22 protein-coding genes are annotated in these 25,463 nt (G+C 51.6%); 16 read left to right on the top strand and 6 right to left on the bottom strand.

Features of this window, described 5'->3' with window-relative positions:
• Positions 1-362: 362 nt before the first annotated feature.
• The 7 genes from BLT02_RS06285 (at position 363) to iolG (ending at position 7,626) form a co-directional block, all read left to right on the top strand.
• On the top strand, positions 363-1,145 hold the full coding sequence (locus BLT02_RS06285) for a hydroxypyruvate isomerase family protein (RefSeq protein WP_092992670.1): 783 nt from the start codon (positions 363-365) through the stop codon (positions 1,143-1,145).
• Between the two features lie 16 nt (positions 1,146-1,161).
• The gene (locus BLT02_RS17110; protein WP_175453720.1) at positions 1,162-1,314 is read left to right on the top strand and encodes a hypothetical protein; all 153 of its coding nucleotides are present in this window, start codon (positions 1,162-1,164) and stop codon (positions 1,312-1,314) included.
• A 231-nt stretch (positions 1,315-1,545) separates the two neighbouring features.
• On the top strand, positions 1,546-2,577 hold the full coding sequence (locus tag BLT02_RS06280; protein ID WP_092992668.1) for a sugar ABC transporter substrate-binding protein: 1,032 nt from the start codon (positions 1,546-1,548) through the stop codon (positions 2,575-2,577).
• Positions 2,578-2,773: 196 nt separating this feature from the next.
• Positions 2,774-4,279, top strand: a complete 1,506-nt coding sequence (locus tag BLT02_RS06275) for a sugar ABC transporter ATP-binding protein (RefSeq protein ID WP_092992666.1) — start codon at positions 2,774-2,776, stop codon at positions 4,277-4,279.
• Positions 4,280-4,347: 68 nt separating this feature from the next.
• Positions 4,348-5,334, top strand: a complete 987-nt coding sequence (locus BLT02_RS06270; RefSeq protein ID WP_092992664.1) for an ABC transporter permease — start codon at positions 4,348-4,350, stop codon at positions 5,332-5,334.
• A gap of 185 nt (positions 5,335-5,519) precedes the next feature.
• Complete coding sequence (locus BLT02_RS06265; RefSeq protein ID WP_092992662.1) at positions 5,520-6,422, top strand: hypothetical protein; 903 nt, start codon at positions 5,520-5,522, stop codon at positions 6,420-6,422.
• A 181-nt stretch (positions 6,423-6,603) separates the two neighbouring features.
• A complete protein-coding gene (gene iolG / locus BLT02_RS06260; RefSeq protein WP_092992660.1) occupies positions 6,604-7,626 on the top strand; it encodes an inositol 2-dehydrogenase in 1,023 nt (340 codons plus the stop codon).
• Between the two features lie 58 nt (positions 7,627-7,684).
• Here iolG and BLT02_RS16780 read toward each other — a convergent pair whose 3' ends face one another.
• Complete coding sequence (locus BLT02_RS16780; protein ID WP_139187461.1) at positions 7,685-8,089, bottom strand: hypothetical protein; 405 nt, start codon at positions 8,087-8,089, stop codon at positions 7,685-7,687.
• Between the two features lie 413 nt (positions 8,090-8,502).
• On the opposite strand from BLT02_RS16780, the gene BLT02_RS06255 reads away from it, so the two are divergent.
• Positions 8,503-9,414: a hypothetical protein gene (locus BLT02_RS06255; protein ID WP_092992658.1), complete on the top strand. Its 912-nt coding sequence runs from the start codon at positions 8,503-8,505 to the stop codon at positions 9,412-9,414.
• Between the two features lie 563 nt (positions 9,415-9,977).
• Positions 9,978-11,408 (top strand): MATE family efflux transporter, encoded by a 1,431-nt coding sequence (locus BLT02_RS06250; protein WP_139187459.1) that lies wholly within the window; start codon positions 9,978-9,980, stop codon positions 11,406-11,408.
• A 112-nt stretch (positions 11,409-11,520) separates the two neighbouring features.
• On the opposite strand, the gene BLT02_RS06245 is transcribed toward BLT02_RS06250, so the two are convergent.
• Both BLT02_RS06245 and BLT02_RS06240 read right to left on the bottom strand, forming a co-directional pair.
• Positions 11,521-12,657: a Gfo/Idh/MocA family protein gene (locus BLT02_RS06245; protein WP_175453719.1), complete on the bottom strand. Its 1,137-nt coding sequence runs from the start codon at positions 12,655-12,657 to the stop codon at positions 11,521-11,523.
• Between the two features lie 283 nt (positions 12,658-12,940).
• Positions 12,941-15,589: a hypothetical protein gene (locus BLT02_RS06240; RefSeq protein ID WP_139187455.1), complete on the bottom strand. Its 2,649-nt coding sequence runs from the start codon at positions 15,587-15,589 to the stop codon at positions 12,941-12,943.
• A gap of 493 nt (positions 15,590-16,082) precedes the next feature.
• Between BLT02_RS06240 and BLT02_RS06235 the strand changes: the two genes are divergently transcribed.
• The 5 genes from BLT02_RS06235 (at position 16,083) to deoC (ending at position 19,557) form a co-directional block, all read left to right on the top strand.
• Positions 16,083-16,391 carry a DUF1292 domain-containing protein gene (locus BLT02_RS06235; RefSeq protein WP_092992650.1) on the top strand — a complete coding sequence of 103 codons (309 nt, stop codon included), beginning with the start codon at positions 16,083-16,085 and terminating at the stop codon, positions 16,389-16,391.
• Positions 16,392-16,522: 131 nt separating this feature from the next.
• Positions 16,523-17,305: a hypothetical protein gene (locus tag BLT02_RS06230; RefSeq protein ID WP_092992648.1), complete on the top strand. Its 783-nt coding sequence runs from the start codon at positions 16,523-16,525 to the stop codon at positions 17,303-17,305.
• 313 nt (positions 17,306-17,618) lie between these two features.
• Positions 17,619-18,041 carry a DUF6465 family protein gene (locus tag BLT02_RS06225; RefSeq protein WP_092992646.1) on the top strand — a complete coding sequence of 141 codons (423 nt, stop codon included), beginning with the start codon at positions 17,619-17,621 and terminating at the stop codon, positions 18,039-18,041.
• Positions 18,042-18,198: 157 nt separating this feature from the next.
• Positions 18,199-18,717 (top strand): macro domain-containing protein, encoded by a 519-nt coding sequence (locus tag BLT02_RS06220; protein WP_242869715.1) that lies wholly within the window; start codon positions 18,199-18,201, stop codon positions 18,715-18,717.
• Positions 18,718-18,888: 171 nt separating this feature from the next.
• A complete protein-coding gene (gene deoC, locus BLT02_RS06210) occupies positions 18,889-19,557 on the top strand; it encodes a deoxyribose-phosphate aldolase (protein ID WP_092992642.1) in 669 nt (222 codons plus the stop codon).
• 338 nt (positions 19,558-19,895) lie between these two features.
• Here the strand turns inward: deoC and BLT02_RS06205 are convergent, their stop codons facing one another.
• Positions 19,896-21,263 carry a hypothetical protein gene (locus BLT02_RS06205; RefSeq protein WP_092992640.1) on the bottom strand — a complete coding sequence of 456 codons (1,368 nt, stop codon included), beginning with the start codon at positions 21,261-21,263 and terminating at the stop codon, positions 19,896-19,898.
• 581 nt (positions 21,264-21,844) lie between these two features.
• Here BLT02_RS06205 and BLT02_RS06200 point away from each other — a divergent pair.
• On the top strand, positions 21,845-22,735 hold the full coding sequence (locus tag BLT02_RS06200) for a DMT family transporter (protein WP_092992638.1): 891 nt from the start codon (positions 21,845-21,847) through the stop codon (positions 22,733-22,735).
• Positions 22,736-22,973: 238 nt separating this feature from the next.
• Here BLT02_RS06200 and rd read toward each other — a convergent pair whose 3' ends face one another.
• Positions 22,974-23,138 (bottom strand): rubredoxin, encoded by a 165-nt coding sequence (gene rd, locus BLT02_RS06195; RefSeq protein ID WP_092992636.1) that lies wholly within the window; start codon positions 23,136-23,138, stop codon positions 22,974-22,976.
• Positions 23,139-23,269: 131 nt separating this feature from the next.
• Between rd and BLT02_RS06190 the strand changes: the two genes are divergently transcribed.
• Positions 23,270-24,613, top strand: a complete 1,344-nt coding sequence (locus tag BLT02_RS06190) for an MATE family efflux transporter (RefSeq protein WP_092992634.1) — start codon at positions 23,270-23,272, stop codon at positions 24,611-24,613.
• Between the two features lie 110 nt (positions 24,614-24,723).
• Here BLT02_RS06190 and BLT02_RS06185 read toward each other — a convergent pair whose 3' ends face one another.
• Positions 24,724-25,332, bottom strand: coding sequence for a DUF6553 family protein (locus tag BLT02_RS06185; RefSeq protein WP_092992632.1), 609 nt, complete (start codon positions 25,330-25,332; stop codon positions 24,724-24,726).
• Positions 25,333-25,463 lie beyond the last annotated feature (131 nt).

The following is a 25,463-nucleotide window of genomic DNA, read 5'->3' as shown; positions in this document are numbered from 1 at the left end:
CGGCTCAAATTCGATGAAGCCTAAACAACAATAAAAATTTGTACATATTCAACAAAGGTCAATTGCATTCATATGCATTCATAGCTATAATGTATATAGTGCGTAATATGTTTAGCAAATTAGTTGGAAGTATTTAGACAAAATCATCTTTGAAATCAGCGTTATACGTGCATTATCGACATTGCACACTTTATATGTGCACTGCACACAAAATTATGTGTGAATTTTTGTGAATATTTCCAACTTGTATGTGGGACTCTGATTTAGTAACATGTGATTAGCACAGAGATGTGCAAAGCACATAAAGAATCTTTTGGTGTTACAGATGTTCTGCCTCATGCAGAAAATGGAGGGAAAGAATTATGAAGACATCCGCTTGTATCGACGCATTATATGGTGAGATCCCCTTCCTGGAAAGATTCCAGGCTGCCAAGGATGACGGTTTTGATGCCGTTGAATTCTGGGGATGGCCGGAGAAGGATCTGAATGCTGTCAAAGAAGCAGCTGAAAAGGCCGGAATCCCGATCTGCGGTTTTAACGGTGACGCAGATCTGTCCCTGATCGACCCGGAGCAGACAGAGGCCTATATGGAATATCTGGAAAAGTCCGTTGAGACGGCAAAGTTCCTGGGCGCTCCCTGTGTGACTATCCATTCGAACGGCCTTGGCGACGGCGGGATCGTGATCAATGCCTATGAGAACCTGTCCGACACGGTGAAGACCTGCACCATGTTCCGCAACCTCGAGAAGTGCGCCGCACTTGCGGAAAAGAGCGGAATCCAGATGAACCTGGAAGGGCTGAACATCACTACTGACCATGTCGGCAACTACCTGAAATATACATCGGATGCCGCGGAGATGATCCGCCTGATCGGCTCTCCGAAGCTGAAAGTGCTCTATGATGTCTACCACATGCAGATCAATGAAGGCTGCATCTGTGACACGATCAAAAACTTTGGCGATACCTTCGGCCATGTCCACATTGCGGACGCCCCCGGCCGTCATGAGCCAGGCACCGGCGAGATTTATTTCCCGAGGGTATACAGAGCTCTTGAGGAGATCGGCTACCAGGGCTATGTCGGTTACGAACTGTTCCCGCAGACGACAACTGCCGAGGCTGTCAAGGCCATAATGACACTGGTATAAAAAAGGAAATCATAATATGCAGGTGAAACTTGACGATAAGGTCAAAGAGGCTGTGGAAGCCATTTTGCGGCGGGGAAATGACGCGGTGATCCGGAGAAAGGGAGACGGTGTCATCGTCCTGGAAGAAAAACGGAAAATTGTATACAACCCCTCACTTAAGCGGGAGTGAGGAAGGGCAATGGGAGCCGATTCAGAGACAGGGAAGTGTCTTTGTGTCGGTCTTTTTTTTGCAGCGGCAGAGGCAGCTTTTTATCAAATCACATAACCCGTGATAACAGTCAGGTGACACACAGGATACATATTAAGACATACACCGGACACACAGAAGTTTTTTCGGAGAGTCCGGCCGGGAAGGGTAACTGATAACATTATGTTATTTTACAAGATAGGAGGATGTAACATGAAAAAAAGGTTATTTGCAGCATTGCTTGCAGGCGCCGTGGCACTTTCCATGGTAGCATGCGGCGGCGGTGGCAGCTCCAGCAGCGCTCCCGCCGAGGACAAGGGCAGCGCGGAGACCACAGAGGCAGGCGGCGGTTCCTATAAGATCGACGTCATCTGCAAGACGCTCTCTTCCGAGTACTGGACTTACATCAAGGCCGGCGCGGAAGCGTATGCCAAGGAACACCCCGAAGTGACTGTTGATGTCAAGGGCCCGCCTTCAGAGACTTCCTATGACGAGCAGATGAACATGATCCAGACCGACCTCGGCTCCGGCGCTTATGACGGATATATCATTGCTCCTCTGCAGGCAGACACTGCCGCTACACTGATCGCGGACACTGACAAGCCCGTTATGGCACTCGACTCCGCCATCAATTCCGACAAGGTTATTTCCTTCATCGGAACCGGTAACGAAGAAGCCGCAAAGGCCGGTGCCGCAGCAGCTGTTGAGGCAGCCAAGGCAGCAGGCTGGACAGACATCAAGTGCATCGAGATCGCAGGCGTCCAGGGCGACGGCACCAACACCGCCCGTATGAACGGCTACATCGCCGGTATCAACGAGAACGGCGGCGAGTTCCTTGAGAACGAAATCCACTACGCAAACGCAGTTGCAGACCTTGCGACAAATGAGATGGAAGGCATCATGTCCTCTCATCCCGAAGGAATCGCTATCATCTGCGCAAACAACGACGATATGGCTCTGGCAGCAGCAAATGCAGCAGCCAAGGCCGGCCTTGATACCTACAAGAACACCATCTTCCTCGGCTTTGACGGACAGATTCCGGCAGCAGAGGCGATCCTTGAGGGCAAGATGACCATGTCCACCGCTCAGAACCCTTACAACATGGCTTACATGGCAGTTGAGACCATGGTCAAACATCTCAATGGCGAGCAGGTCGATCCCGTTGTGGACTCCGGCTACACCATCATCACCAAGGACAATGCACAGGAGCACATCGACACTCTGAAGAGCTATTCCGGGAACTAATCTTCTGACGGAGTCAGCAAAATAGTAAACACAACGTGCTTTAGACCTTTACTATATACAGAAATCTCTGTTAATTGTGATTAAAAGCTGAGTCCTGAAGAGAAAACCTGAATAATCAGGGAATAACTGAACTCTTCACCGGACTATTGCAGCCCGGTGAAGAGTTTTTTTGAACAAGAGAAAGGAATACATCCGAATGAGCGAATATGTTGTGGAATTGAAAAATTGCACAAAGATATTTCCGGGTGTCAAGGCGCTTGACAAGATGCAGCTCAGCGTCAAGCCGGGGGAGATCCTGGGACTGATCGGTGAGAACGGCGCAGGCAAGTCGACACTGATCAAAGTCCTGACGGGCGTCCACAAACCGGACGAGGGGGAGATCTACGTCGAAGGGAAACAGATGACCTTCCACAACCCCAACGATTCAGCAGCCGCAGGGATCGCCTGCGTCTACCAGGAGCTGAACATCGAGAAGCTCCTCTCCATCACGGACAATATCTTTATCAACAAGTGGAAAAAGGGCCCCATGGGCCTTCTGGACTACGCCTCCATGCATAAAAAGGCAAAAGAGGTCATGGCCTCCCTGGGCCAGGACGTCGATCCGACCAAGCCCGCGGGCACCTTCGGCATGGGCGTACAGCAGATGATCGAGATCGCCAAGGCGGTCCTGATCGACGCGAAGATGATCATCATGGACGAGCCGACCTCCTCCCTGGGTGAGAAAGAGGTCGAGCAGCTGATGAAGACCTGCCGCGACTTAAAGGCAAGGGGCATCGGCATCGTCTTTGTCTCTCATAAACTGGAAGAGCTCTTTGAGCTGTGTGACCGCGTGGAAGTCATCCGCGACGGCCAGTACATCGACACAAGGGATATCAAGGACTGGAATAATGACTCCCTGATCGCGGCCATGGTCGGCCGGTCCCTGGACAACCTCTTCCCCAAGGAGTTCGGCGTCAAGGGCGAGGTCGCCCTCAAGGCGGAGCATCTGGAAGAGGGCGGCGTCCTGCACGACGTCTCCTTCGAAGCCTACCGCGGGCAGGTCCTGGGCTTTGCAGGCCTGGTCGGCGCGGGCCGTACAGAGACCATGCGCGCGATCTTCGGCGCGGATCCCCTGGACGGCGGCAAGATCTATATCGACGGAAAAGAAGTCACGATCAAGAACCCGGGCCAAGCCATCAAGGCAGGTATCGCGTTCCTGACCGAGGACAGAAAGGGCCAGGGCCTTGTCCTGGCGGAGTCCATCCGCAACAACCTGATCCTGGCCAACCTCAAGGGCTTCTGCGACGGCGCTTTCCTGAACCAGAAGCGCATCATGGAGATCGGTACGCAGAACATCGAGTCCCTGCGCATCAAGACCCCGTCCATCGACGAGATCGTCGGCCAGCTCTCCGGCGGCAACCAGCAGAAGGTCGTCATCGGCAAGTGGGTCAACACGGACGCTGAGATCTTCATCTTTGATGAGCCCACGCGAGGCATCGACGTCGGCGCCAAGATCGAGGTGTACAACGTCATGAACCGCCTGGTCAAGGAAGGCAAATGCGTCATCATGGTCTCTTCCGAGATGCCTGAGATCCTGGGCATGAGCGACCGAGTAGTCGTCATGCGCGAGGGTGTGGTGAAGGCAGTCGTGGACCGCGACAGCAAGCACTTCAACCAGGAGAGCCTTATGAAAGCTGCCTGGGGCGGAACATTAGACGATTGAGTTTAATACCTGGATCATCAATTACAAATACTGCTGTCGCACCCTGTGCGGCTTAGGAGGTAAAACATATGAAAAAAGGTAAATTAGGCGGTCTGTCATCTTACCTTGGTACACTTGGCGCGCTGCTGATCCTGTGCATCGTCCTGACGATCGCGAGCAAGAACTTTCTGACCTACAGCAATATCATGTCTGTCCTGAAGCAGACGACCTTCACGGCACTCCTTTCCACCGGTATGCTGCTCTGCCTGATCACGGCAGGTATCGACCTTTCGGTCGGCGCTAACGCAACATTCTGCGCCTGCATCTGCGGTATGCTGGTCAAGGGCGGCATGACCAATCCCGTCGTCCTGATCCTGATCGCCCTGATCGCCGGCACGATCGTCGGCCTGATCAACGGCACCCTGCTGACCAGGCTCCACCTGCCCCACCCCTTCGTATCCACACTGGGTATGAAGAACTTCCTCTGGGGCGCTTCCCTTCTGGTCACCGGATCCCAGATGATCTCCGGCTTCCCGGCCGGTGTCATGGCCCTCGGCTCCGCCACGATCGGCGGCTTCCCTGTAAGCTTCATCGTAGTTGCCATCATCTATGTGATCATGCACATCGTGCTGACCCGTACTGCTCTGGGCCGTTCCATCTACTGCGCAGGCGGCAACATGGAAGCCACCAGGCTGTCCGGTATTGACGCGGCAAACGTCCTTACATTCTGCTACGCCCTGTCCGGTTTCATGGCAGCCATCGCAGGTATCGTCTCCGTCGGCCGTTCCGGCATCTGCAACGGCGCGAACGCGATCCAGCCTTACGATACTGACGCCATCGCATCCTGCGTCATCGGCGGCGCATCCTTCATGGGCGGCAAAGGTACAATGTTCGGTACCATCATCGGCGCTCTGGTCATCGCTACTCTGAGAAACGGCTTCACCCTTCTGTCCGTTGACTCCGCAGTCCAGAACATGGTCCTGGGTCTGGTTATCATCGGCGCCGTCCTGCTCGACGTCACACGTGAGAGTATGGCAGCAAAGGCTCGCCGCAAGGAAGCAGCAGCTAAGGCTTGATGTTTGTAAGCGGCTCGCCATTGCCAAAGGCTCGCCGTAAGGAAGCAGCCGCTAAGGCTTGATGTTTGTAAGCGGCTCGCCATTGCCAAAGGCTCGCCGCAAGGAAGCAGCAGCCAAGGCGTAATGCTTAATTATCTGAATGTGCGACGGTCGTACAAATCGATCATTGTAAGGAGGTTTGTTCGATGGCTGGAAATGTCAATCCTGATTTAGCCGAATATAATGCATTTGGACCGTGGGTATACGAGATTGATGAAAAACATCCGCTGCCCCCTCTGTTTGCTCCCTTCTTTACAGATAGTGATGACGCGATTCTGAAGATCAAGATTCCGAGGGAGATCGAACGCAGAAATGCGGCTCCGGGTATGGATCTTTATGATTTTGTGATCGTTCTGTATGAGGACAGGCTCCGCATCCTGGAGCGTCAGGGCAAAGAAGTGACCAAGCATCTGATCACAGCTGAAGAGTTCATAGGTGTGAGGATATATGAGAATCTGCTCAAAGGAGGCTGCACGATCTTTTCCTCGAGCGGCGCTCTTTCCTTCCCTTTCAGCGCGGTGTCAAGAGATCTGCTCTGGAAATTCGCGGATCTGGCGATCGAAAAGCTGGGGCATAAGGCTTCTGCCGGTCATACATACAATACGTCATCACTTCCAGTTACACAGACAAGGCCGGAAACCATGTTTCTGACCAACATGCTTCACGATGTTCAGATGAAGACACCCGGCATTTCACTCGGAGCTGTTCAGAAAAGCGCTGATGTAAACCGCAAAGGCGCCACGCAGAGCACGATCGAGAGCATGCTCTGGAGAGAAATGAACCCGGAGGCACTCCACCTCTACACAGACAAAGATTTGATCGTTCTGGAGAACGGGCTCTTCCCGAACCGTGTCGGTATGCAGGAGTTCGGCTATACGTACACAGTCATTCCATTCAACCGTATCGGCGGTATTGAAGTCACAGGTTCCAAAGAGTACTCTCTGCTGCAGGAATGCATTCTGACCCTGGGACCTGATCAGATCGCCTACCACTTTGAACTGGATAATGAAGAAGTGGCGGATTTTTACAACGCTCTGAAGTCGATCTGATCCGGCAGCTGCCGGTCAGAGGATGACAGTGCATACAGGAGACAGCGGACGGTTTTCTGTCCATATACTCAGGCATAACAGTTGCTTTCACAGAAAGGGCAGAACCGACCCTGTCTACCTGTCAATTTAAGAGTTACATATTAATTAGTATTTTTAATTAATTAGTTCTAAAGGAGAAAAAATGGGCAAGAAACTTAGAATCGGCCTTCTGGGCGCAGGACGTATCGGAAATCTGCACGGCACCAACATCCAGAACTTTGTTCCGGACGCGGAAGTCGTTATCGTTGCGGATCCTTTCATGAATGAGCAGATGGAAGCATGGGCAAAGAGCATCGGCATCGCAAGGTGCTCCAAGGATCCCGAGGATGTTTTCTCTGCTGACGACGTGGATGCAGTCTTCATCTGCTCCTCCACCAACACCCATGCGGAGTTCATGATCCGCGCGGCAAAGGCCGGCAAGCACATCTTCTGCGAGAAGCCTATCGATACCGAAGTTGCCAAGATCAACGAGGCGCTGGCAGAAGTCAAGAAGGCAGGCGTCAAGCTCCAGGTCGGTTTCGTCCGCCGTTTTGACCGCAGCCACAAGGCTGTCCGTGACGTAGTCGCTTCCGGCAAGCTGGGCAAGCCCTATGTCGTCAAGGTCTGCTCCCGCGATCCCGCTGGCCCGCCTATGTCCTACATCGCTGTTTCCGGCGGTATCTTCACCGACATGATGATCCACGACTTTGATATGGTCCGCTATCTGTCCGGCAGCGATGTCACAGAGGTCTCCGCAGTCGGAACCGTTCTGACAGATCCTGACTATGCCAAGTATGATGATGTCGACACTGCGATCGTTACTCTGAAGTTTGCGAACGGCGCTATCGGCGTGATCGACAACTGCCGTCAGGCTCCTTACGGCTATGACCAGCGCGTGGAAGTCCTCTGCGAGAAGGGTGCTGTCCAGGACAACAACCACCTCGAGAATGAAGCTTTCGTCAGCACTGCAGAGACCGTCGAGTCCGCAAAGCCCACCTACTTCTTCCTGGAGCGCTACAATGACGCATTCGTCGCTGAGACCAAGGCTTTTGTCGATGCAGTCCTCAACGACAAGGAAGTCCCCGTAGGCGGCAAGGACGGCCTTGAGCCCGTCCGCATCGCCATCGCAGCCAAGAAGTCCCTCAAGGAGGGCAGACCCGTCAAGCTTTCCGAGATCGAGGCATAAAACGGACCGGCTGAATACTTTTTTATCTGAACTTCTACAGTCAAAGGGAAGTTTTACATCATGATAATCTCACATTAAGAAGACAGACTCTTGCAGTAATAAGATTTGCAGTTATGAGATTTGCGGTAATAAGAATTGCAGAGTCGTAATTTCCTGAAGACTGCTTAAGTTTCATTTCCATTTTATAGACAGCGCAGCCGCTGATGCGGAGGCGCTGTCTTTTTTGCGCATGTCGGCAGGCATGGTCCGGCAGCTGCAGATGATCGAAAGCCCCCCAGGCAGCCCGGGGAGAAATCCTGAATGAAATGCCCGATGGCATTTCCGCCAAAGCAAAGCCGACGTGGTTGACTTCGACCCTTATTAGCGATAATATTCGGTATAGAAGATAAAAGCAGATGAAAAATAATAAATCAGGCAGCTTTGCAGGGTATCCCGGTCCATCGGGTGCGGTGGTGATCCTCATCGCCCCGGCCGCCGACACGTCCTTTATGGGGGAGCAAAGGAAAGCTGTCCGGCACCATCATCGACGCCGGCCTGCTCGACGTCACGTATGAGACCGGTCAGTGAAGGCCTGATGCAGGCGCGCCATCGCCAAAAGCGCGCAGGAAAAAGCAGGTGTGGAAGCGTATTTGTGCGGCGTGCTTAAACCACAGGCCCGCCTTAAAGGGGCAGGCGCTGAAGCAGGGGGTTAATTTTGGCATGTAACTGATGGAGGTCCGCCACGAATAAGCGGCAGACAGGGATTCTTACAATCCCATTGCGCACACAACATTATAGAAATCACATAGGACAGACCTGCCACATGTCATATGTGAGACAGACACTGTTTGCGGACCAGGCATCCCTTTTTCAAATCATTATAAGGAGGTTTGTACAATGGCCGAAAACGTTAATTTTGATGTTGCTGAGTATAATTCTTTTGGACCCTGGGCATATGAGATCAATGAAAATTATCCTCTGCCTCGTCTGTTTGCTCCATACTTTACAGATGATGACGGGGCGGTCATGAAGATTAAAATTCCGCGGGATATTGAACGCAGGGATGCGGAACCGGGGATGGATCTTTATGACTATGTGATCGCGCTTTATGAGGACGAGCTCCGTGTCCTGGAGCGTCAGGACAACAAGGTGAAGGAGCACTCAATCCCTTTGAAGGATTTCAAGGGTATCAGGATCTATGAAAATCTGCTCAGAGGCGGATACACAATCTATTCCGCTGAAAGGGCCATGTCTTTTCCTTTTAATGCGGTTTCTGTAGATTTGTTCCAGAAACTTACAAATCTGGTGCTTGAGAAGATGCTGAGCCAGAAGTCGGCAGGTCAGACCATCGACATCTCCTCCCTTCCTGTTACAGACACAGCGCCGGAAGCCCAGTTTATGAAAAACATGCTGCATGATGTCCAGATGAAAATACCGGGCATCCGTCTCGGCGCTGTACAGAAGAGCGTAGAAGTAAGCCGCAAGGAATCCAGACGTGACGAGATCCAGCGTCTGCTTTGGAAAAAGACGAATCCTGAGGCGCTCCATCTTTTCACAGATAAATATCTGGTGATCGTGGAAAACGGAATTTTCCCGAACCTGGTCGGCATACAGGATCTTGGATACACACAGACAATCATTCCGTTTGACCGTATCGGCAGCATCCAGATCGCCAATTCGGAGGACTATAATCACCTGAAGGAATGCGTCCTGTCGATGGGAACGAACAAGATCGTTTACCACTTTGACGAGGACGATAAAGAAGTGCCTGCTTTTTATAATGCTTTGAATGATGGTTTTAAATCATAATAGTTTTTTGAATCATAATAGTTTTTTAAATCATAATAGTTTCAGATTATAATGAATCTTTTCGGGAGTCCCTTGTAGAAAGCTCCCGTTTTCCCGACAAGAATCAAAACAAAAAAGGGTGCTGCGTCAGTGAACTACTTTGCTGACGCAGCACCTTTTTTGTATGAAAGTCAAAATTATTCTTCATCGCGTAATCCCCGTGTCTTCAGACATGGAATACACGCGTAAAAGGGAAACCTGCGTGTCCGAGGTGCAAGACTCGCGAGCAATCCCCGCAGAGGGCTTTTTTCTGTAAATGTTTTTCTTGTCCTGCCAGGTGATGCGTGCAGGTTTGCCTGCGGCGCGGTATAATATGCCATGGATATCCGGATAAAGCACACACTGTGTACAGAGGCCTGCCTTAAAAATGTTTATGCCTTTAAGGAATCAGATGGTTTAAGCTTTTAAGGGATCCGGGCTTTTAGGCTGTTTCAGGCAGCTGTTTAAAGCTGTTCAGGAGATAAAGATTTTTGACTGTTTTCAGACAGATATTAAAAGACGGGGCAATAGAAAGAGAAAGGGACATGGCAGCAGAGAATTACAGCAGGACGAAAGGATCGAAAGCAGATTGTACGCATACAGAAGATAACAGAGAAGGAGATCACGAAGAAAAGGGGGACCGGAGGATATACACGCTCAGGGAGGAAAAGCCGGCGAAGGCTGTGGTGGAGATGGGCGTTCCGCTGATCGCGGGTATGTTCATTATGGTTCTCTATAATCTGGTGGACACCTACTTTATCGGCCTGATGCGGGACGATTATCAGCTTGCCGCTGTCAACCTCGCCTATCCGGTGATGATGGTCTCGGTAGCCGTTTCCAACATGGTGGGCTCCGGGGCCTCTTCGCTGATCGCGCGGAGCCTGGGGGCGGAAGACCGGAAAAAAGCCGGGCACACTCTGACCACAGGCTTCGTCCTGACTGTATTCAACAGCCTGATCGTCACTGCCGCGGGCCTGGCCCTTCTTTCTCCGATCGTCCGGGGGCTGGGCGCGCAGGAAAACACCTTCGCTTTCACGGCGCAGTACGTGCAGATCATTCTGGCCGGGAGTCTGTTTACCATGGGAAACTATACCTTCGGACAGCTCCTGCGCAGCGAAGGCTCTGTTCAATATTCGATAGCCGGTATGATCATCGGTACGATCGTCAATATCGTCCTGGATCCTGTCTTCATTTTTCTTCTGGGACTCAGGATCCGCGGCGCAGCGATCGCTACGATCCTGGGCAACGCAGCGGGCATGGCGGTCTCCTGCAGCTTCTATCTGAGGAAAAAAACGCTGCTCTCCCCGCGCGCGGACTATTTGCTGCCGACTGCGGAGATCCTGCGGGAGATCTTCTGGGTAGGCGTCCCGGCTTCTCTGGAAACCCTGCTGACCTCGGCAGCTTTCATTGTCAACAACAATCTTGCCGTCAGCTACGGAGAACTGACTGTCGCCGCCATGGGGGTGGCCCAGAAGATCCTGTCGCTGGGCAGCTATATTTATCAGGGCTTTGCCGCAGGAACACAGCCCATTATGGGATACAACTACGGCGCCCGGAACCACAGGCGGATGCTCGACGTCCTTAAGGCAGGCATTCTTGTGACCAGCGGGACAGAGCTCTGCGTCATGGCTGTCTGCGGGATCTTCGCCCCGCAGCTCATCGGCCTGTTCACCGACTCGTCGGAAGTCATAGCGACCGGCTGCCGGGTCCTGCGCACGATCATGTTCATCCTGCCCTTTGTCGGTGCGGTCTCCATGTGCCGCATGTCTTTCCAGGCCATGGGCAAGCCCCAGTTCGCCTTCGGGATCACCCTGGTGCGCCAGCTCTTTCTCTATGTCCCCCTCCTTCTCCTCCTCAACCGCGTTTTCGGCTTTGGCGGAATGCTCTGGGCGCAGCCCCTCACCGAGCTGATCATGATGGCGGTGTCTGTCCTGCTCCTGACCGGCGTGATCCGGCGGGAGAGCCGGCAGGCGTAAAAACACAGGTGTAAATTGGCTGGTTCTCTGACCGTCGACAGTCCGCCCCTGTCGGGCCAGGCGGACCGGGGAACTGTCCCATGGTTCATTTCATGGATGGCGGGTTTTGAAATTACAGGTCGATCCAGATATTCCCGCGCTTTTCGCTTTCCACGCAGGCATGGATGAATTTCATGCCGTTCAGTCCCTCTCTGATGGTGGGATAAGAGAGTCCTTCGTAGGCTTTTCCTTCTTTCAGCGCGAGCAGGTTTTCGCAGAAGGGACGGTAGATGTTGCCGAAGACTTCGAAATATCCCTCATGATGGCCGGCGGCTACCCGGGTAATGGATCTGCTTTCGGCTCCCATATAATCCCTGCCGGCTGAAAGCAGCTGTGTGGGACCGTTGAGCTCCGTATATTTCAGAATGTCCGGTTTCTCATGGTTCCATTCCAGAGCTCCCTTTGTTCCGACGACATAGATATAGGGGCTGCATTCTTTTCCAATGGCGATCTGGGAAGCCCAGAGTTCTCCCGTGATGCCGTCTCCCAGATCCAGGAGGGCGGTCACATTGGTCTCCAGGGGCAGATAGGCCGGCCATGTGTTGAATTTCGCCAGCACCCGCCGGATCGTCAGACCGGTAAACTGCTCGATCAGCTGTTCCGCATGCGTGCCCAGATCCGCGCAGCACAGGGATTCACCTGCCACGTTCGGATCAAAGCGCCAGGGGAGGTTTCCTGCAGGCTCTTCAGGGACAGAGGAGATGACCCAGTCCTCGGGGTGTCCCGCGCGGACATAGAGCATCCTGCCGATGATCCCGTCTTCGATCATGCGCCGCGCCTGCCGGATCACCGGATAACCAGTGTAGGCATAAGACACCGCAAAAAGAAGCTTTCTTTCTTCAGCGATCCGCTTCAGGTCCTCCGCCTGCTCCACCGTCATCGTAACAGGCTTGTCACACATGACGTGGATATTTTTTTCCAGAAAATACTTTGCGATTTCATAATGGCTGGAGTTCGGCGTGGCGACTGTGACAAAATCGATTCCGTCATCGCGGGCGGACTCCCGGTCAGCCATTTCCTGAAAAGTACCGTAGACGCGGTCTTCCGGGATATCCCAGGCCCTGGCTGTTTCCAGGCTTTTTTCCCGGCTCCGGGAAAAGCATCCTGCTCTGAGGGCGGCGAGATCGTCGATCATTGCCCCGTGGCGGTGCACATCACCAATGAAGGATCCGAGACCGCCGCCGACCATTCCAAAGCTTGTTTTTTTCATGAGCCATTCTCCTGTCATGTTAAAAAGAACTGTTTTGAATCTTCTGCGGGAATTGCCTGGCTGCAGTCCCTCGGGTTCTGTAGAGAGGAGAGTCACTTGGAACTGGAAAGCCGCAGCCCTGCCATCAGGATATATTGTACCATATGTTTATTCATGAAACAATTTATGCACTGTCCGCGCTGAAAAGGCCGGTTAAAAAAACAGTACCTGCCCGCAAGATGAAACACGGGCAGGTACTGTTTTCTTTACCTTTTTTCAACAATCCGGAAGGAATCCGGGTGGATCAGTCAGACACAGGAATGCCTCCGCGGTCGATCCAGTATGCTTCAAAAGCATCCCACTCGGGATTGACACAGGAATCCGCGTTGTCCAGATAGACGCCGTCAAAGCCCTGCGCCAGGATCCTGTCGATCGAAGACGTGGTGTCTCCGGTTGTTTTATGCGCGTATTGGCCGCCGCCGTTTATGATGATATTGCGCCAGTCTTCATGCCACCACTGCACGACAGCTTCCTCCGGATATTCATCGCCATAGTCGAAAGCCAGCCACACGGGAGGCTCTGTCAGATTTCCGGATTCCTTTGCGGCAGCAGTGTCAACAAACGGGATATAGAGGGTGTCATTGCCTCTATCCTTGACCTTTCCGCACTTCATGCTGTAAGTGGAATTCTTGTTCTTCGGATCGATCCAGACCCAGTCATCCTGGCAATACCAGCGGTTCTGCTCTGCAGTACCGATCGCCAGATAGGAGATGACCTGACGCCTTCCACCGTCCGGTTTGGTCTTCAGGCTCTCGACCTCTTCCTTTGTAAGGGGAGTCTGGTTTTCGGGGCGGGCCCTGTGATTGTAGAAGGAATCAATATAGATCACGTCGTAGTCGGAATTCCGGAGAGCTTCCAGCCAGGCTTCACGGCCTTTGCTCTCGTCAAGACCTTCTTTTCTCCACCACCAGTCCCAGGACTCGCCATATTCTTCGATCGCATCGGCGATGGTCTCATCGTCTTCCTCGCCGACAGGGGTGTATTTGCCGTCTTCGGAGGGGACCAGAAGTCCGCAGGCGTAGGAATCAGTGATTCTGGTCCTGTCGCCGTCTCCCTTCTCGAAGCTTTCTTCTTCTTTGTCCCAGTCTGCCCAGTTGTCATAGGGGCGCCCGTTGATGTTATAGAGGAAATTTTTCGCGTCTGAAAGATTCAGCACATCACGCTTTCCGTCGATGCGGTCGGAAATTCCCAGAGTATCCGGATCTTCTACCCAGAAATAGTCTCCGTTGTCCGCCCAGCGCCATCCGGGGAAAAGCTCCTGAGCCAGTTCCCCTCCGACTTTGGGGAAGGGGGTGATGCCCCAGGCGTCTGCGCGGGTAAGATAGTTTTTCAGCTGTTCTTCCGTGCGGACGGCAGTGGTATCGGAGACAAATTTTCCTCTCTTAGCCTGGTCGACGTAGGGCTCCTGGAAATAGCCGGGTTCAAGAGACGTGCCCTTTCCCACAACTCCTTCCACACTGTATCCGTCGACAAGATCCTTCATGAAATGATGCTCGCCGTTTTCGATTTTTCCGTCTTTATATCCCAGGATCGCGGCATTCTGGACGATCACCTTAAAATTGGGATCCTGTGCTTTTGCGTGGAGGGCGAGTTCCATAATAAAGGCCTGCATCTTGTGCACACGACCGATCTTGCCGGGGCCGTCATTGTAAAGAGTGTTGATCTCTTTATTCAATTCATCCACGTAATCCGGATCAGTGTAGGGATTTTCTTCCGCTGTCTGGTCCTCCGATTTTTTGAATGTGAGGTCTTCTCCGTCATAATGGAGGACCAGGGTATCTCCATCCAGAGTGTACTCATACGAGCGCTCCGCATTTTTTTCTGTCAGGGCAGTGCTGCCCCAATAGACAGGGATCCTGTCCTGGAAGGTGATTGAACCCAGGTGATCGGGCCTCAGGATGATCGTGTCCACAGCGTCTTCACTGCCGCTCTCTCTGGTATAAGTACCGGGAACATTTGCAAACTGCTTCTGTGGTTCATACTGGTAGGCGGAAAGTGTCTCCACCAGATCCCACAGGGCATCGCCCATAAATCCCTCGAGAATATTTTCATCCGTTACGCCCTGTTTAAGTTTTGTGATCAGGACGCCGTCGTTGTACTCCGCTGACTGAAAAACTTCTGTCACATCGCGCTCGTCATCGGAGTAATCGACCGTGGCAGTATAACACCAGGTATCATCAATAAAATATCCCTCATCCCGCTCGATGGAGATATCGCCCTCTTCTTCCTCTTCTTCCGGTTCTTCTTCCGCGGCGATTTCCGCGGCGTCGTCTGTCAGACCTTCCGCAGCGATTTCCGCGGCGCTGTCTGTCAGAGCTTCCGCGGCGATTTCCGCAGCGGCGGCTGTCAGACCTTCCGCAGCGATTCCTTCAGAGGTGTCATCTGATGCCGCATTCTCCCCGTCTTCATCCTCGTCGTCTTCGCCATCGGACTCTGCGACCATTTCCTCCAGCTTCTTCAGCTCTTCCTCAAGTACTTCCTGAGGATCTCCACCCGGAACGTAGCGGATCTCGACCAGGTTTTCTCCTACAGATTCTCCGGTGTAAATGAATTTTACATCATCCCCGTTTTCCTCCACGGAAAACAATGAAGGTTCAAACCGGACCGTCCAGCCGCGGCTGTTTTCATAAAAACCTCTTGACAAAGTTCTGAAGGACCCTTCGCCGGATTTGACTTCCGAAGCGTTGTCCTCCGAAGCGCTGTTCTCCGCAGTATCCGCCTCCACTGCGGAATCTGCTTCAGCTTCGTTCTGTGCAGTCTCCTGGTCAACGCTTTCCGTTACGGCACTGTCTTTTGAAGTGCTTTTAGCAGGGCTGCTGTCCTGAGAGGAACAGGCTGTTACCGTCATGCAAAGTATTACAATAGCTGTGCATAACAATGATGGTCTTTTCATGATCCCTCCTTTTTGCGGTTAAACTAAAAACTGACCCATTGAATAGCTCCAGAACCCGTAAAATACGGTATTCTATTTGTGAAGAAAATACTCTAACCGGATCGCGGCGCTCTGTTCCTCTGTGCCGCGCACGGAAAGAAGTATCCGCTTATAATAATACCATATTATCGGATGAATTTTGCCATGATTTTACGGCTGTCCCGGAGATATTTAAGCCCTGTATTTAAGTCGTTTTATTTTCGTATATTTAAGGGATACTCAAGTCAGCTGCAGAGGCTGAAGCAGCAGCTGAAGTAATATTAAGAAGTACAATAAGACCCGGTGATATAAGACTCAGGGAGAGGCGGTGGGTGGACAAGGTCCGCCTTTTTATGTATACTTGTGTTCATGGATTCCGTTGATTCCTTTCATGACAGAGGGAGGAGAAACCGGAACCATAGATAAACCGTATAATAAACAGATCATATAAAAACCAAAAGGAGATTTTGTAAAAATGGAAAAGGAATTTTCGCCCATGGAGGCGTTTACCTGCAAGGTCATTTTTCTGAAAGACGAGATGGGCAACAACATCAAGTTTGAGTACATGGATCTGATCCAGCACGCAACCGGGCAGTATGCCGTCCTCCGGCAGATCGATACACAGGGGACCGGGGAAGTGGAAGACGCCATCGTCATTCTGAAGGTCGAGAAGGATGAGTCAGACCCCGAGATGGAATCCTATGTGGGCGTGGAGAGTGAGGAAATACTCAGGGAAGTGTTCGGCCAGTTCCTGGAAAAAATGAAAGCCGAGGAGAAGGCTTAAGAACTGTTCGTAAATATTCACAGATAACTTCCGAAAACCTATGCGTCTTTCGGAAGTTATTAAGTTTCAGCTCCTTAATCCCGGCATGAACAAAAAGCAACTGCCGGTTCAGGCAGACAGGGGAATCAGAAATGGACACAGAGCACAGAAGCGGCAGGCTGACGCCGGTAAGTATACTGCATTACGTCCGTCTGACCTACCGGTCGATCCTTTTCTTTACAGCGCTGGTACTCTATATTCTGGGAAGGATAAGACACGACGATCTCATGACGCATGCCCTGGAAAAGAGACCTGCTATCGTTCTGGTGATCTGGGGTGTTTTTGTCATCGAGATGATCCTGCGCTTTTTCCCTTTTCGCCTTGAGAGTCCCGGGAGCCAGAAACAGTTTGCGAAAAACTATATCAGGTCAGGCAGTACAGATATACAGATTCCCGATAACAATGCAACAATGCTCATTGCGCTGATTTGGATCAGCTTCAATATGATCTTCTGGCTTCTGTATACGGCAGGACTGTTTGACGACGGGATCATGCTTCTTTTGTGCTGCTTTTATTCGATCTGCGACATGATCTGCATCCTGTTTTTCTGTCCCTTCCAGTCGTGGTTTATGAAAAACAAATGCTGCAGCAGCTGCCGGATGTATAACTGGGATTACGCGATGATCTTTACCCCTCTGGCTTTTGTCCGCAGTCCATACGCGCTCAGCCTGCTTGTTCTTTCACTGGCGCTTCTGTTCCGCTGGGAGATCACATTTTACAGACATCCGGAGCGATTTTCAGAAAAGACAAATAAATATCTTTCCTGCGACCGCTGTACCGAAAAGCTGTGCGCCCATAAAAAACAACTCCGTTCCCTATGGAAAAAGGTCGCGGCCTTTACAGCGGAACGTACACGGTTCCTGAAAGGTATGTAGTTTTTGCTTCAAAAGGTTTCCGCGGGCGAGTTTTGAATTTTTTGCCGGATACTTGACATTTTCAGACAATTATTCTAAATTATTTTGCGTGATTCAGCCATGTAAAAAAGCAGAACTGTACAGCATTTCATGGCCGCGCGAGGACCAGTGGGAGACCCGGAATATTCTGACGGAAGACGGAACCCGGGAAGAGAATCCTGAGAAAGAAATTCCTGGAAGAGAATCCTGTGGAAAGAATCCTGAGAAAGAAATTCCGGGACAATTAACTGGCCGAACGCATGAGAAAGGTAATATTTTTTAAGGAGTATGGAAAATGCCGAGAAAGAAAACAGAAGAAGTAACCGCAGTTGAGACAAAGATCGATGAGACCGGTGCTGCTGTAGAGCAGGCTGTTGAGAAACCGAAACGCACCCGCAGAAAAAAAGCAGAGACAGCTGAAGAAGCTCCTGCAAAGAAAACTGTCCGCAAGACCCGCGTTAAGAAAGAAGTTGCAGACACTGTCGAAAAGATCAAAGAGACCGTTACCAGGAAGCCCCGCAAAAAGGCGGTTGTTCCTACAGTCATGATCCAGAATATGGCAGATCAGACGATTTCCTATGACGATGTAGTGGCTAAGGTTCAGGCTGCCGCAGAGGGGATCGAGATCACATCTCTTGATATCTATGTAAAAGCTGAAGAAGGAAAGGCTTATTATGTGGTCAACGGTGACGTTACCGGTGATGTGGATCTGTTCTGAGAACATCTGAATACAAGATATTTACACTGAGGGGAAGGCACCACTGCGCCGTCCCCTTTTTGTTTTACTGTTGATCAGTGAGTAGTGTATAATATTGATATTATAAGGGCAGAAATGAAGGCAAACAAATATTCTGAAGATTTTGGAGGTGTCTGCTGTGGGGAAAATAGAGATCAGAAAAGGAAGTATTACCCGCATGGAGGTCGATGCGATCGTGAACGCGGCCAATGAAGGATTGTGGGCAGGCGGAGGTGTCTGCGGCGTTATTTTCAGCGAAGCAGGCCATCAGAAGCTGCAGGAAGCCTGCAGCCGGATCGGCCATTGCGATACAGGATCCGCAGTCATTACACCCGGATTTAATCTGAAGGCAAAGTACATCATTCATGCTGTAGGACCGGTCTGGGGCGGCGGTAAGCACGGGGAGCCGGAGCTGCTGTACGGGGCATATTACAGCTCTCTCGAACTGGCTCTTTCCAATGGCTGCAGGTCGATCGCTTTTCCTCTGATCTCAGCCGGTATTTTCGGATATCCTGTGGAGGCAGCATGGGAGAGAGCGATTTGTGCCTGCAGAGATTTCCTGGACAGGCACCCCGAAAACGGCCCTGATATTATCTTTGCTGTGCTGGATAACAAAATCATAGAGATCGGGGAAGCAGTCCTTCAGAAGTGCAGATAAAAACCGGAAGAAATAACACAGGAAAGATTTTACGAACCAGCAAAAGAAAGAACGGATCCGGAAAAATGCCTGAACCGGAAAAAGAAAGAACGGATCAGGAAAGAATGTCCGAACCAGCAAGAGAAAGAACGAATCCGGAAAAATGCCTGAACCAGGAAAAGGGGGAAAAGAATGTACACAGCAAAACAGGTCGCAAAAATGATTGATCACACAAACCTCAAAGCTTATGCCACGGAGGATGATCTCAGGAAGCTCTGTGATGAAGCTAAAAAATACGGGTTTTATTCTGTCTGCGTCAACTCCTGTCCCGTCGCTTTCTGTGCCAAAGAGCTTGAAGGGACTGATATCCTGACAGCCGCGACGATCGGCTTTCCCCTGGGGCAGACTACGATCGCAATGAAGGCTGCGGAAGCGGAAAATGCGGTAAAGGACGGCTGTCGGGAATTTGACTATGTCATCAATGTCGGACGCGCAAAGATGCACGACTGGGCCTATATTGAAGAGGAGATGACACAGCTCACTGCAGTAGCGAGAAAAACAGGCTCCTGCGTGAAGGTCATTTTTGAAAACTGCTATCTGGAACAAGAGGAGATCGTAGAACTGTCCAGGATCGCTTCCCGCGTAAAACCGGATTTTATCAAGACGAGTACCGGCTTCGGCACCGGAGGCGCTCTTGTGGATGATGTCAGGCTCATGAAAGAAAACTGTGGACCTGACGTGAAGGTCAAGGCGGCGGGGGGCGTCTCCAGCTGGGAGGCCGCAAAGGCTATGATCGAAGCGGGGGCTGACAGGATCGGGACTTCCTCCGGTATCGCCATTATGGAAGAAATGAATAACTGACCTGAACCCGCATCCGTTGCCCAAGACTCGCGAGCGAGTTTTGGAGAGGCCAGTAAATACATGAACAGAGTAAACATGAACGGGATATATAGAAACTGACCATGTATAGACTGAATATACGAGAACCGAATATTTAAACAGGGAATCTAAGAATTGAATATGAGCGAGTGAACAAAACAGCGGTCCCGGAATTCCGTCCCGGGACCGCTGTCGGTCTCTCTGAATTATTTCATTTCATCAAAAGAGCAGACGTCTCGAGGCCGGCTGACAGGTGATTTCATCTTGAGACCGGTCAATAAGTGATTTGTGACTGCTGTCCGGTGATCAACATTGGCAGATTACTTTCCGGATTTTTTCACAAGTGCTTCGTACCATTCGTTCATAATGGCGCTGGCTTTGGAGTTTCCGTCTTCAAAAACGGCTTTGTAGAGAATGCTGTAGTCTTCACCGTGGACTTCTCTGACATAGTTTTCCTTTCCTTCCGCCAGGAAGAAGTCATAGCGGACTCCCTCCCCGGGGAGATCGAGAACAACATATTCTCCGTCAGGTTCTTCCTCATCATAGGCGTACTGGAAGGTAACTCCGTTGACCAGACGGTTCAGATAGGGGGCGGGATCGACATCTGCAGGTTCCATGGGGCCGTGGGCGGTAGTGCTGATCGTATATTTCACATCTCCTGCGTAGGCGATGCGGGCGAGAATAATGTCAAGGTTTGTGTTTGTGCGTTTCACCGGGGTCAGACCGGGGTTCTGCAGGACTACTCTTTCAGGGACGGATCCTGCCCACTCGCAGAGAGCGGACCATTTGTCCTGATCCGCTGTCATCTGCTCGACACTTTCGCGCATGTAACGGACATCTGTGGGGTGGTTGTAGGTATAATAATTGCCGTCGGTATCGTAAGCGAAGACTTCCATCCCCGACATATCCTGGCAGAGCAGCTGACGCAGAGTCTCTTCACTGATCTTTGCGAGACTGAAAAGCCAGCCGGCACCCTCATTGGAGCCGTCGTCATCAGAAGCAGCGTCGATGGAAGCTTTCTCCGAAACAGTCAGGAAGATGCCGTCGTCTCTGCCTTCTGGTTTCTGAATGACCAGCTGGTCGCTGTAAACTGCCGGGACAGGAATATGCAGTCCCTGGACGGAGAGCATTTTCGTATCAAAAGCCTCTGCGTCAGATGCGGCAATCTCTGCCGCGGCAGCTGCCATTTCTGTTCCGTCTGTCCCTGCAGCTTCGGAGGAAGCGGCAGAAGCGGTGTCAGCGGCGACTGCATCTTCTCCCGCTTCTCCGGCAGGAGCTACAATGTCCGCTCCGGCATCTGCAGGTACCGCAGTGCTCATGGAACCTGTATCTGCCTCCGCAGGTGCTTCTGCGGGAGCTGCTGTGGCGGCGCTTGTGCCCGTTTCAGCAGTGTCAGCCTCCGCGGATGCTTCCACGGATGGCTCTGCGGTGACAGCTGAGACGCTGCTCTTGCCCATGGAAGCTGTATCCGCCTCTGCGGGAGTTTCTGCGGGAACTTCTGTGGGAGTTTCTGTAGGAGTCTCTGCGGGAGCTTCTGCGGGTTCCGGTGCTCCGGCGTCCTCAGAGACTTCGGAGGAAGCGGGAGATTCCGCGGGAGCCTGGCCTGCCTGGTCTGTGGGACCGCAGGCGGCGAGAGAGAGGATCAGCGCAGCTGAAACCGCGATAGTGATGACAGATTTTCTTTTCATAACTTTAAAACCTCCTTAAACTGCTATAGCAACATCTTTCAGTATACAGTAGTAAGATTTTATTAGAATTTAAACACGGCAGAGATGCCCTGTCTGAAAAATATTGTACAGTTATCCTGAACAGCATGCAAACCTTATTGTGTGAGAAAAATATGAAAAACTGTTCAAAAAGTTACAATACAGACCGGCTCGAAGCTCGAGATAATACGAAGTATTTTCGTTACAGTACAGACCGGCTCGAAACTCGAGGCGTTTTTCGCGGCTTTTTCGCGAAAAACCCGAGTTTTACGGCGAAAATCCCATCGCGAAGCGATTTGGAATGGGATTTTCGCAAGCTGCAGTACACGCCCTCGATAGGGCGTGTACTGTAGTGTGTTTTCCGAGGCAAAAAACAAGAGCATTCCGGGGAGCCTTGACGAAGACCGGACAGGAGACTAAACTTGAGTGAGTCTGTGGACCGGTTTTGAGATTTATCAGGGGATCAGAATCAGTGCACAGAGTTTTTTATGATTTGTCTGCGCAGCAGAATCAGTGCGGAAGGCTTTGTGGTTTTTCCGCGCACCTGAGTTCAGGAGGTAAATATGCGGCAAAAAAACAGCAGCCGGGGGAAAGGTATCCTGTTTATCCTGCTGGCTGCCTTTTTCTTTTCGATGATGTCTGTCTTCGTGCGTCTGTCCGGGAATGTGCCGACGATGCAGAAGGCTTTTTTCAGAAATATTGTGGCAGCGTTTGTAGCGGCGGTCCTTCTGGTCCGCTCAGGAGAGAAGATTGCCATCAGGAAAGAAAGCCTGTCCAGCCTGTTTATGAGGAGTATTTTCGGAACTGCGGGGATTCTGGCTAATTTCTGGGCAGTGGATCATCTGGGGATCGCTGACGCAAATATGCTCAACAAACTCTCCCCTTTCTTTGCGATCCTGATGTCAGTTTTTATTTTAAAAGAGATTCCGAACCGGATCGAATGGCTGAGTGTCCTGCTGGCCTTTATTGGTGCTGCTTTTGTGGCCAAGCCATCCACCGGCATTATCTCCATACCTGCCCTGGTCGGTATTTTTGGCGGTTTTGCTGCAGGAACAGCCTATACTTTTGTGCGTAAGCTTGGTCTGCAGGGAGTGCGCGGCCCCCTGGTCGTCACCTTTTTTTCTTCATTTTCGACACTGGTCCTGCTGCCCAACCTGATCATGAATTATCAGCCCATGACCTCGAGGCAGCTTATCTGCCTGCTGCTGGCGGGCTGCTCCGCCGCGGGCGGTCAGCTTTCCATCACGGCTGCCTACCAGCATGCTCCGGCGCGGGATATTTCTGTCTTTGACTATTCCCAGGTCGTTTACGCAGCTGCGTTCGGATTTTTACTGTTTGGGGAGATCCCGGATGTCTGGAGCTTCATCGGATATGTGATCATTATCGGGACTGCTTTTTCCAAATGGTATCTGATGATGAGGGAAGCGCAGCAGGGACTGAGAAACAGTAATTGATATCGTATTCAAGACAGGCGCGATGAAGATTCAAGCCTCGCCCGCGAGTTTTACGCGCCGGAGAATAAAAAAGGATGGGACAGCAGACTGATGCTTTCCCATCCTTTTTTATTTTTGTTTTAAGTGTTTTCGGGAATAATGTAAGTGTTTTCCGGAGTGATTTTTACAGGAATCGAAGACAGGAATTTTTGTAAAAAATTATAGTCCGGAAAAAAGCACTCAGCCTGCCAGTGGATCATTATTCCTCTTCGAGGGAGAATTCCTCTTTGCCCACACTGCACATAGGACACTCGAAATCGTCCGGGAGATCCTCAAACTTTGTGCCGGGCTCGATGCCGCTGTCAGGATCGCCGAGAGCCTCGTCGTAAACATATCCGCAAACATCACATACATATTTTGCCATGTCTATTCCTCCATTAATTGATGATTTGAATTGATATTTGAATTTTGAAATACCGGTGATAAAATGTTTCCCATATGTACATTATCAAATGTGCGGGGCAGTGTCAAAACAAATTCTACAAGAGGGAAAGCATGCAGGAGAGGAATTTTACGCAGGGAAATATTTTGAAGGGAATGCTGGCATTTTCGATCCCTTATCTGATCACCTGCTTTCTGCAGACATTTTACGGGATGGCGGATCTGTTCATTGTCGGGCAGTTCAACGGGCCGGCCCAGGTCTCGGCAGTTTCAGTGGGGAGCCAGCTGATGCACATGCTCACGGTGGTGATCGCAGGTTTTGCCATGGGCTCGACGGTGCTGATCGGCCGCTGCGTCGGATCAGGAAACCGCAGAGGGGTGTCCAATGCAGTAAGGACTACGCTGGCAGTATTTGCAGTCCTGTCTGCTGTCCTCACAGCAGTGCTTCTGGTGTTCTCGAGACAGATCATACAGCTCTTAAAAGTCCCTGAGGAGGCGGTTCCGGCGGCAGAGGCTTATATGCGTATCTGCTTTGCGGGCGTTGTATTTATTACAGCCTATAATGTTGTCTCAGCCATCTTCCGGGGCCTGGGCGACACCCGCCGGCCGATGTATTATGTGGCTGCGGCAGGGATCATCAATGTGGGACTTGACTGGTTGTTGGTGGGGCCCTTCGGGATGGGGGCGGCAGGCGCCGCCGCTGCCACTGTGGCCAGCCAGGGGATCTCCGTAGTCATAGGGCTGGCTGCGCTGAAAAAAACGCATGGAGAAGTGCTGGGCAAAAGCGGCAGGATCAATGGGGAGGCAGCCGGCAAGATCCTGGGGACCGGCGTGCCCATTGCGCTGCAGGAAGGTCTGATCCAGGTCTCTTTCCTGGTCATCACAATGATCGCCAACAGCAGGGGGGTTGAAGTTTCCGCCGCAGTAGGGATCGTGGAAAAGGTTATCAGCTTTCTCTTCCTGGTGCCGGGCGCCATGCTCTCGACGGTCTCTGCCCTCTCCGCGCAGAATGCGGGCGCAGGCAGGCACGAGAGGAGCAGGGCGGTACTGCGCTACGGCTGCATGATCTGTGCCTGTTTCGGAACGGTCATTTTTGTCCTGTGCCAGCCGCTTGCCCCGCGGATCGTGTCTCTTTTTGTCAGACAGGGGGATAATATCAATACGGTGGTCCGCCTGGGAGGCCAGTATCTGCGCACCTATTCGGTGGACTGCATCTTCGCAGGTATTCACTTCTGCTTCAGCGGCTTTTTCAGCGCATATGGAAAATCCGGCTACTCTTTTTTGCACAATATTATTTCCATTCTCACGCTGCGGATCCCCGGAGCGTGGGCCGCGGCCGTGTACTTCCCCGCCACCCTCTATCCCATGGGACTGGCGGCCCCTCTCGGCTCCCTTCTGTCTGTAGCGATCTGCATCGCTCTTTACCGGATCGGCAGAAAAACATGGAGCCTGACGTGAACGGGATATCCCGTGGAAAGATATTACGTTAAAGAACAACAGGAAATGTTAAGAGCCTGGCTGAAAGAACAGCCAGGCTCTTTTTCGTCCGCAGTGTCAGTGCCCTGCGGTCATTTGTTATTGATCTTATAGGCTTCCTCCAGAGAAACTGTACCCGGCACCAGGGCACAGTATTCGTCATTGGCAGCCCGGCACAAAAGTGCCATTTCCTGTTCCAGGCCGAGCAGGCGGGAGATTCCGCAGGAGAAGGACCAGATGTCGATGCAGCACTGGGCATTGCGCTTTTCCGGCTTGGCGGGGATCAGGCCGAAAAAGCCGCCTGCATAGGAACTGTCGCTGCATGTGGAAAAGAAGCGGCGGACCGCGTTCCGGAGCTCCCTGTACAGAGCGTCTTCGCAGACAGGTTCATTGAGGGGCCGCTCATCCAGCTGCATATTGCGCATTGCCGAGAGGACCTCTTTTTTGTGGTGCTTCGGAAAAAGCCCCGGGGTCTTTTGTATGACAGAAAAAGACATGAGGTTCCAGAGGAAGCGGTCTACGATCCGGCCGGGCTTTTTCGGGTCGGTAAATCTGGCTTCATATAAATCCCTGCGGTACTGACAGGCAGGATCGGAAGCCGCGGCAGGGTCTGATTCATATTTTTCGAGACATTTCCTCCTTTTATCCGGATCGGTCTCCTCGTAATACTCCTGAAGCAGAGGATGCAGTTCTGTAGCCATATCTCTTGAATTCCTTTTTCTGTTTTATTTTTCTTTCTATTTGTCTGCTGTACGTCTGAATATCAGCTTTGCCAGGCTGTTCACAATTCCAGAGCCTGGACAGCTTTTGTTCTACAAAGTATCCCATGACA

This window comes from Sarcina sp. DSM 11001 (genome assembly GCF_900101015.1).
Lineage (GTDB): Bacteria > Bacillota > Clostridia > Lachnospirales > Lachnospiraceae > CAG-791.
This window is presented reverse-complemented; position numbering and strand designations above follow the sequence as displayed.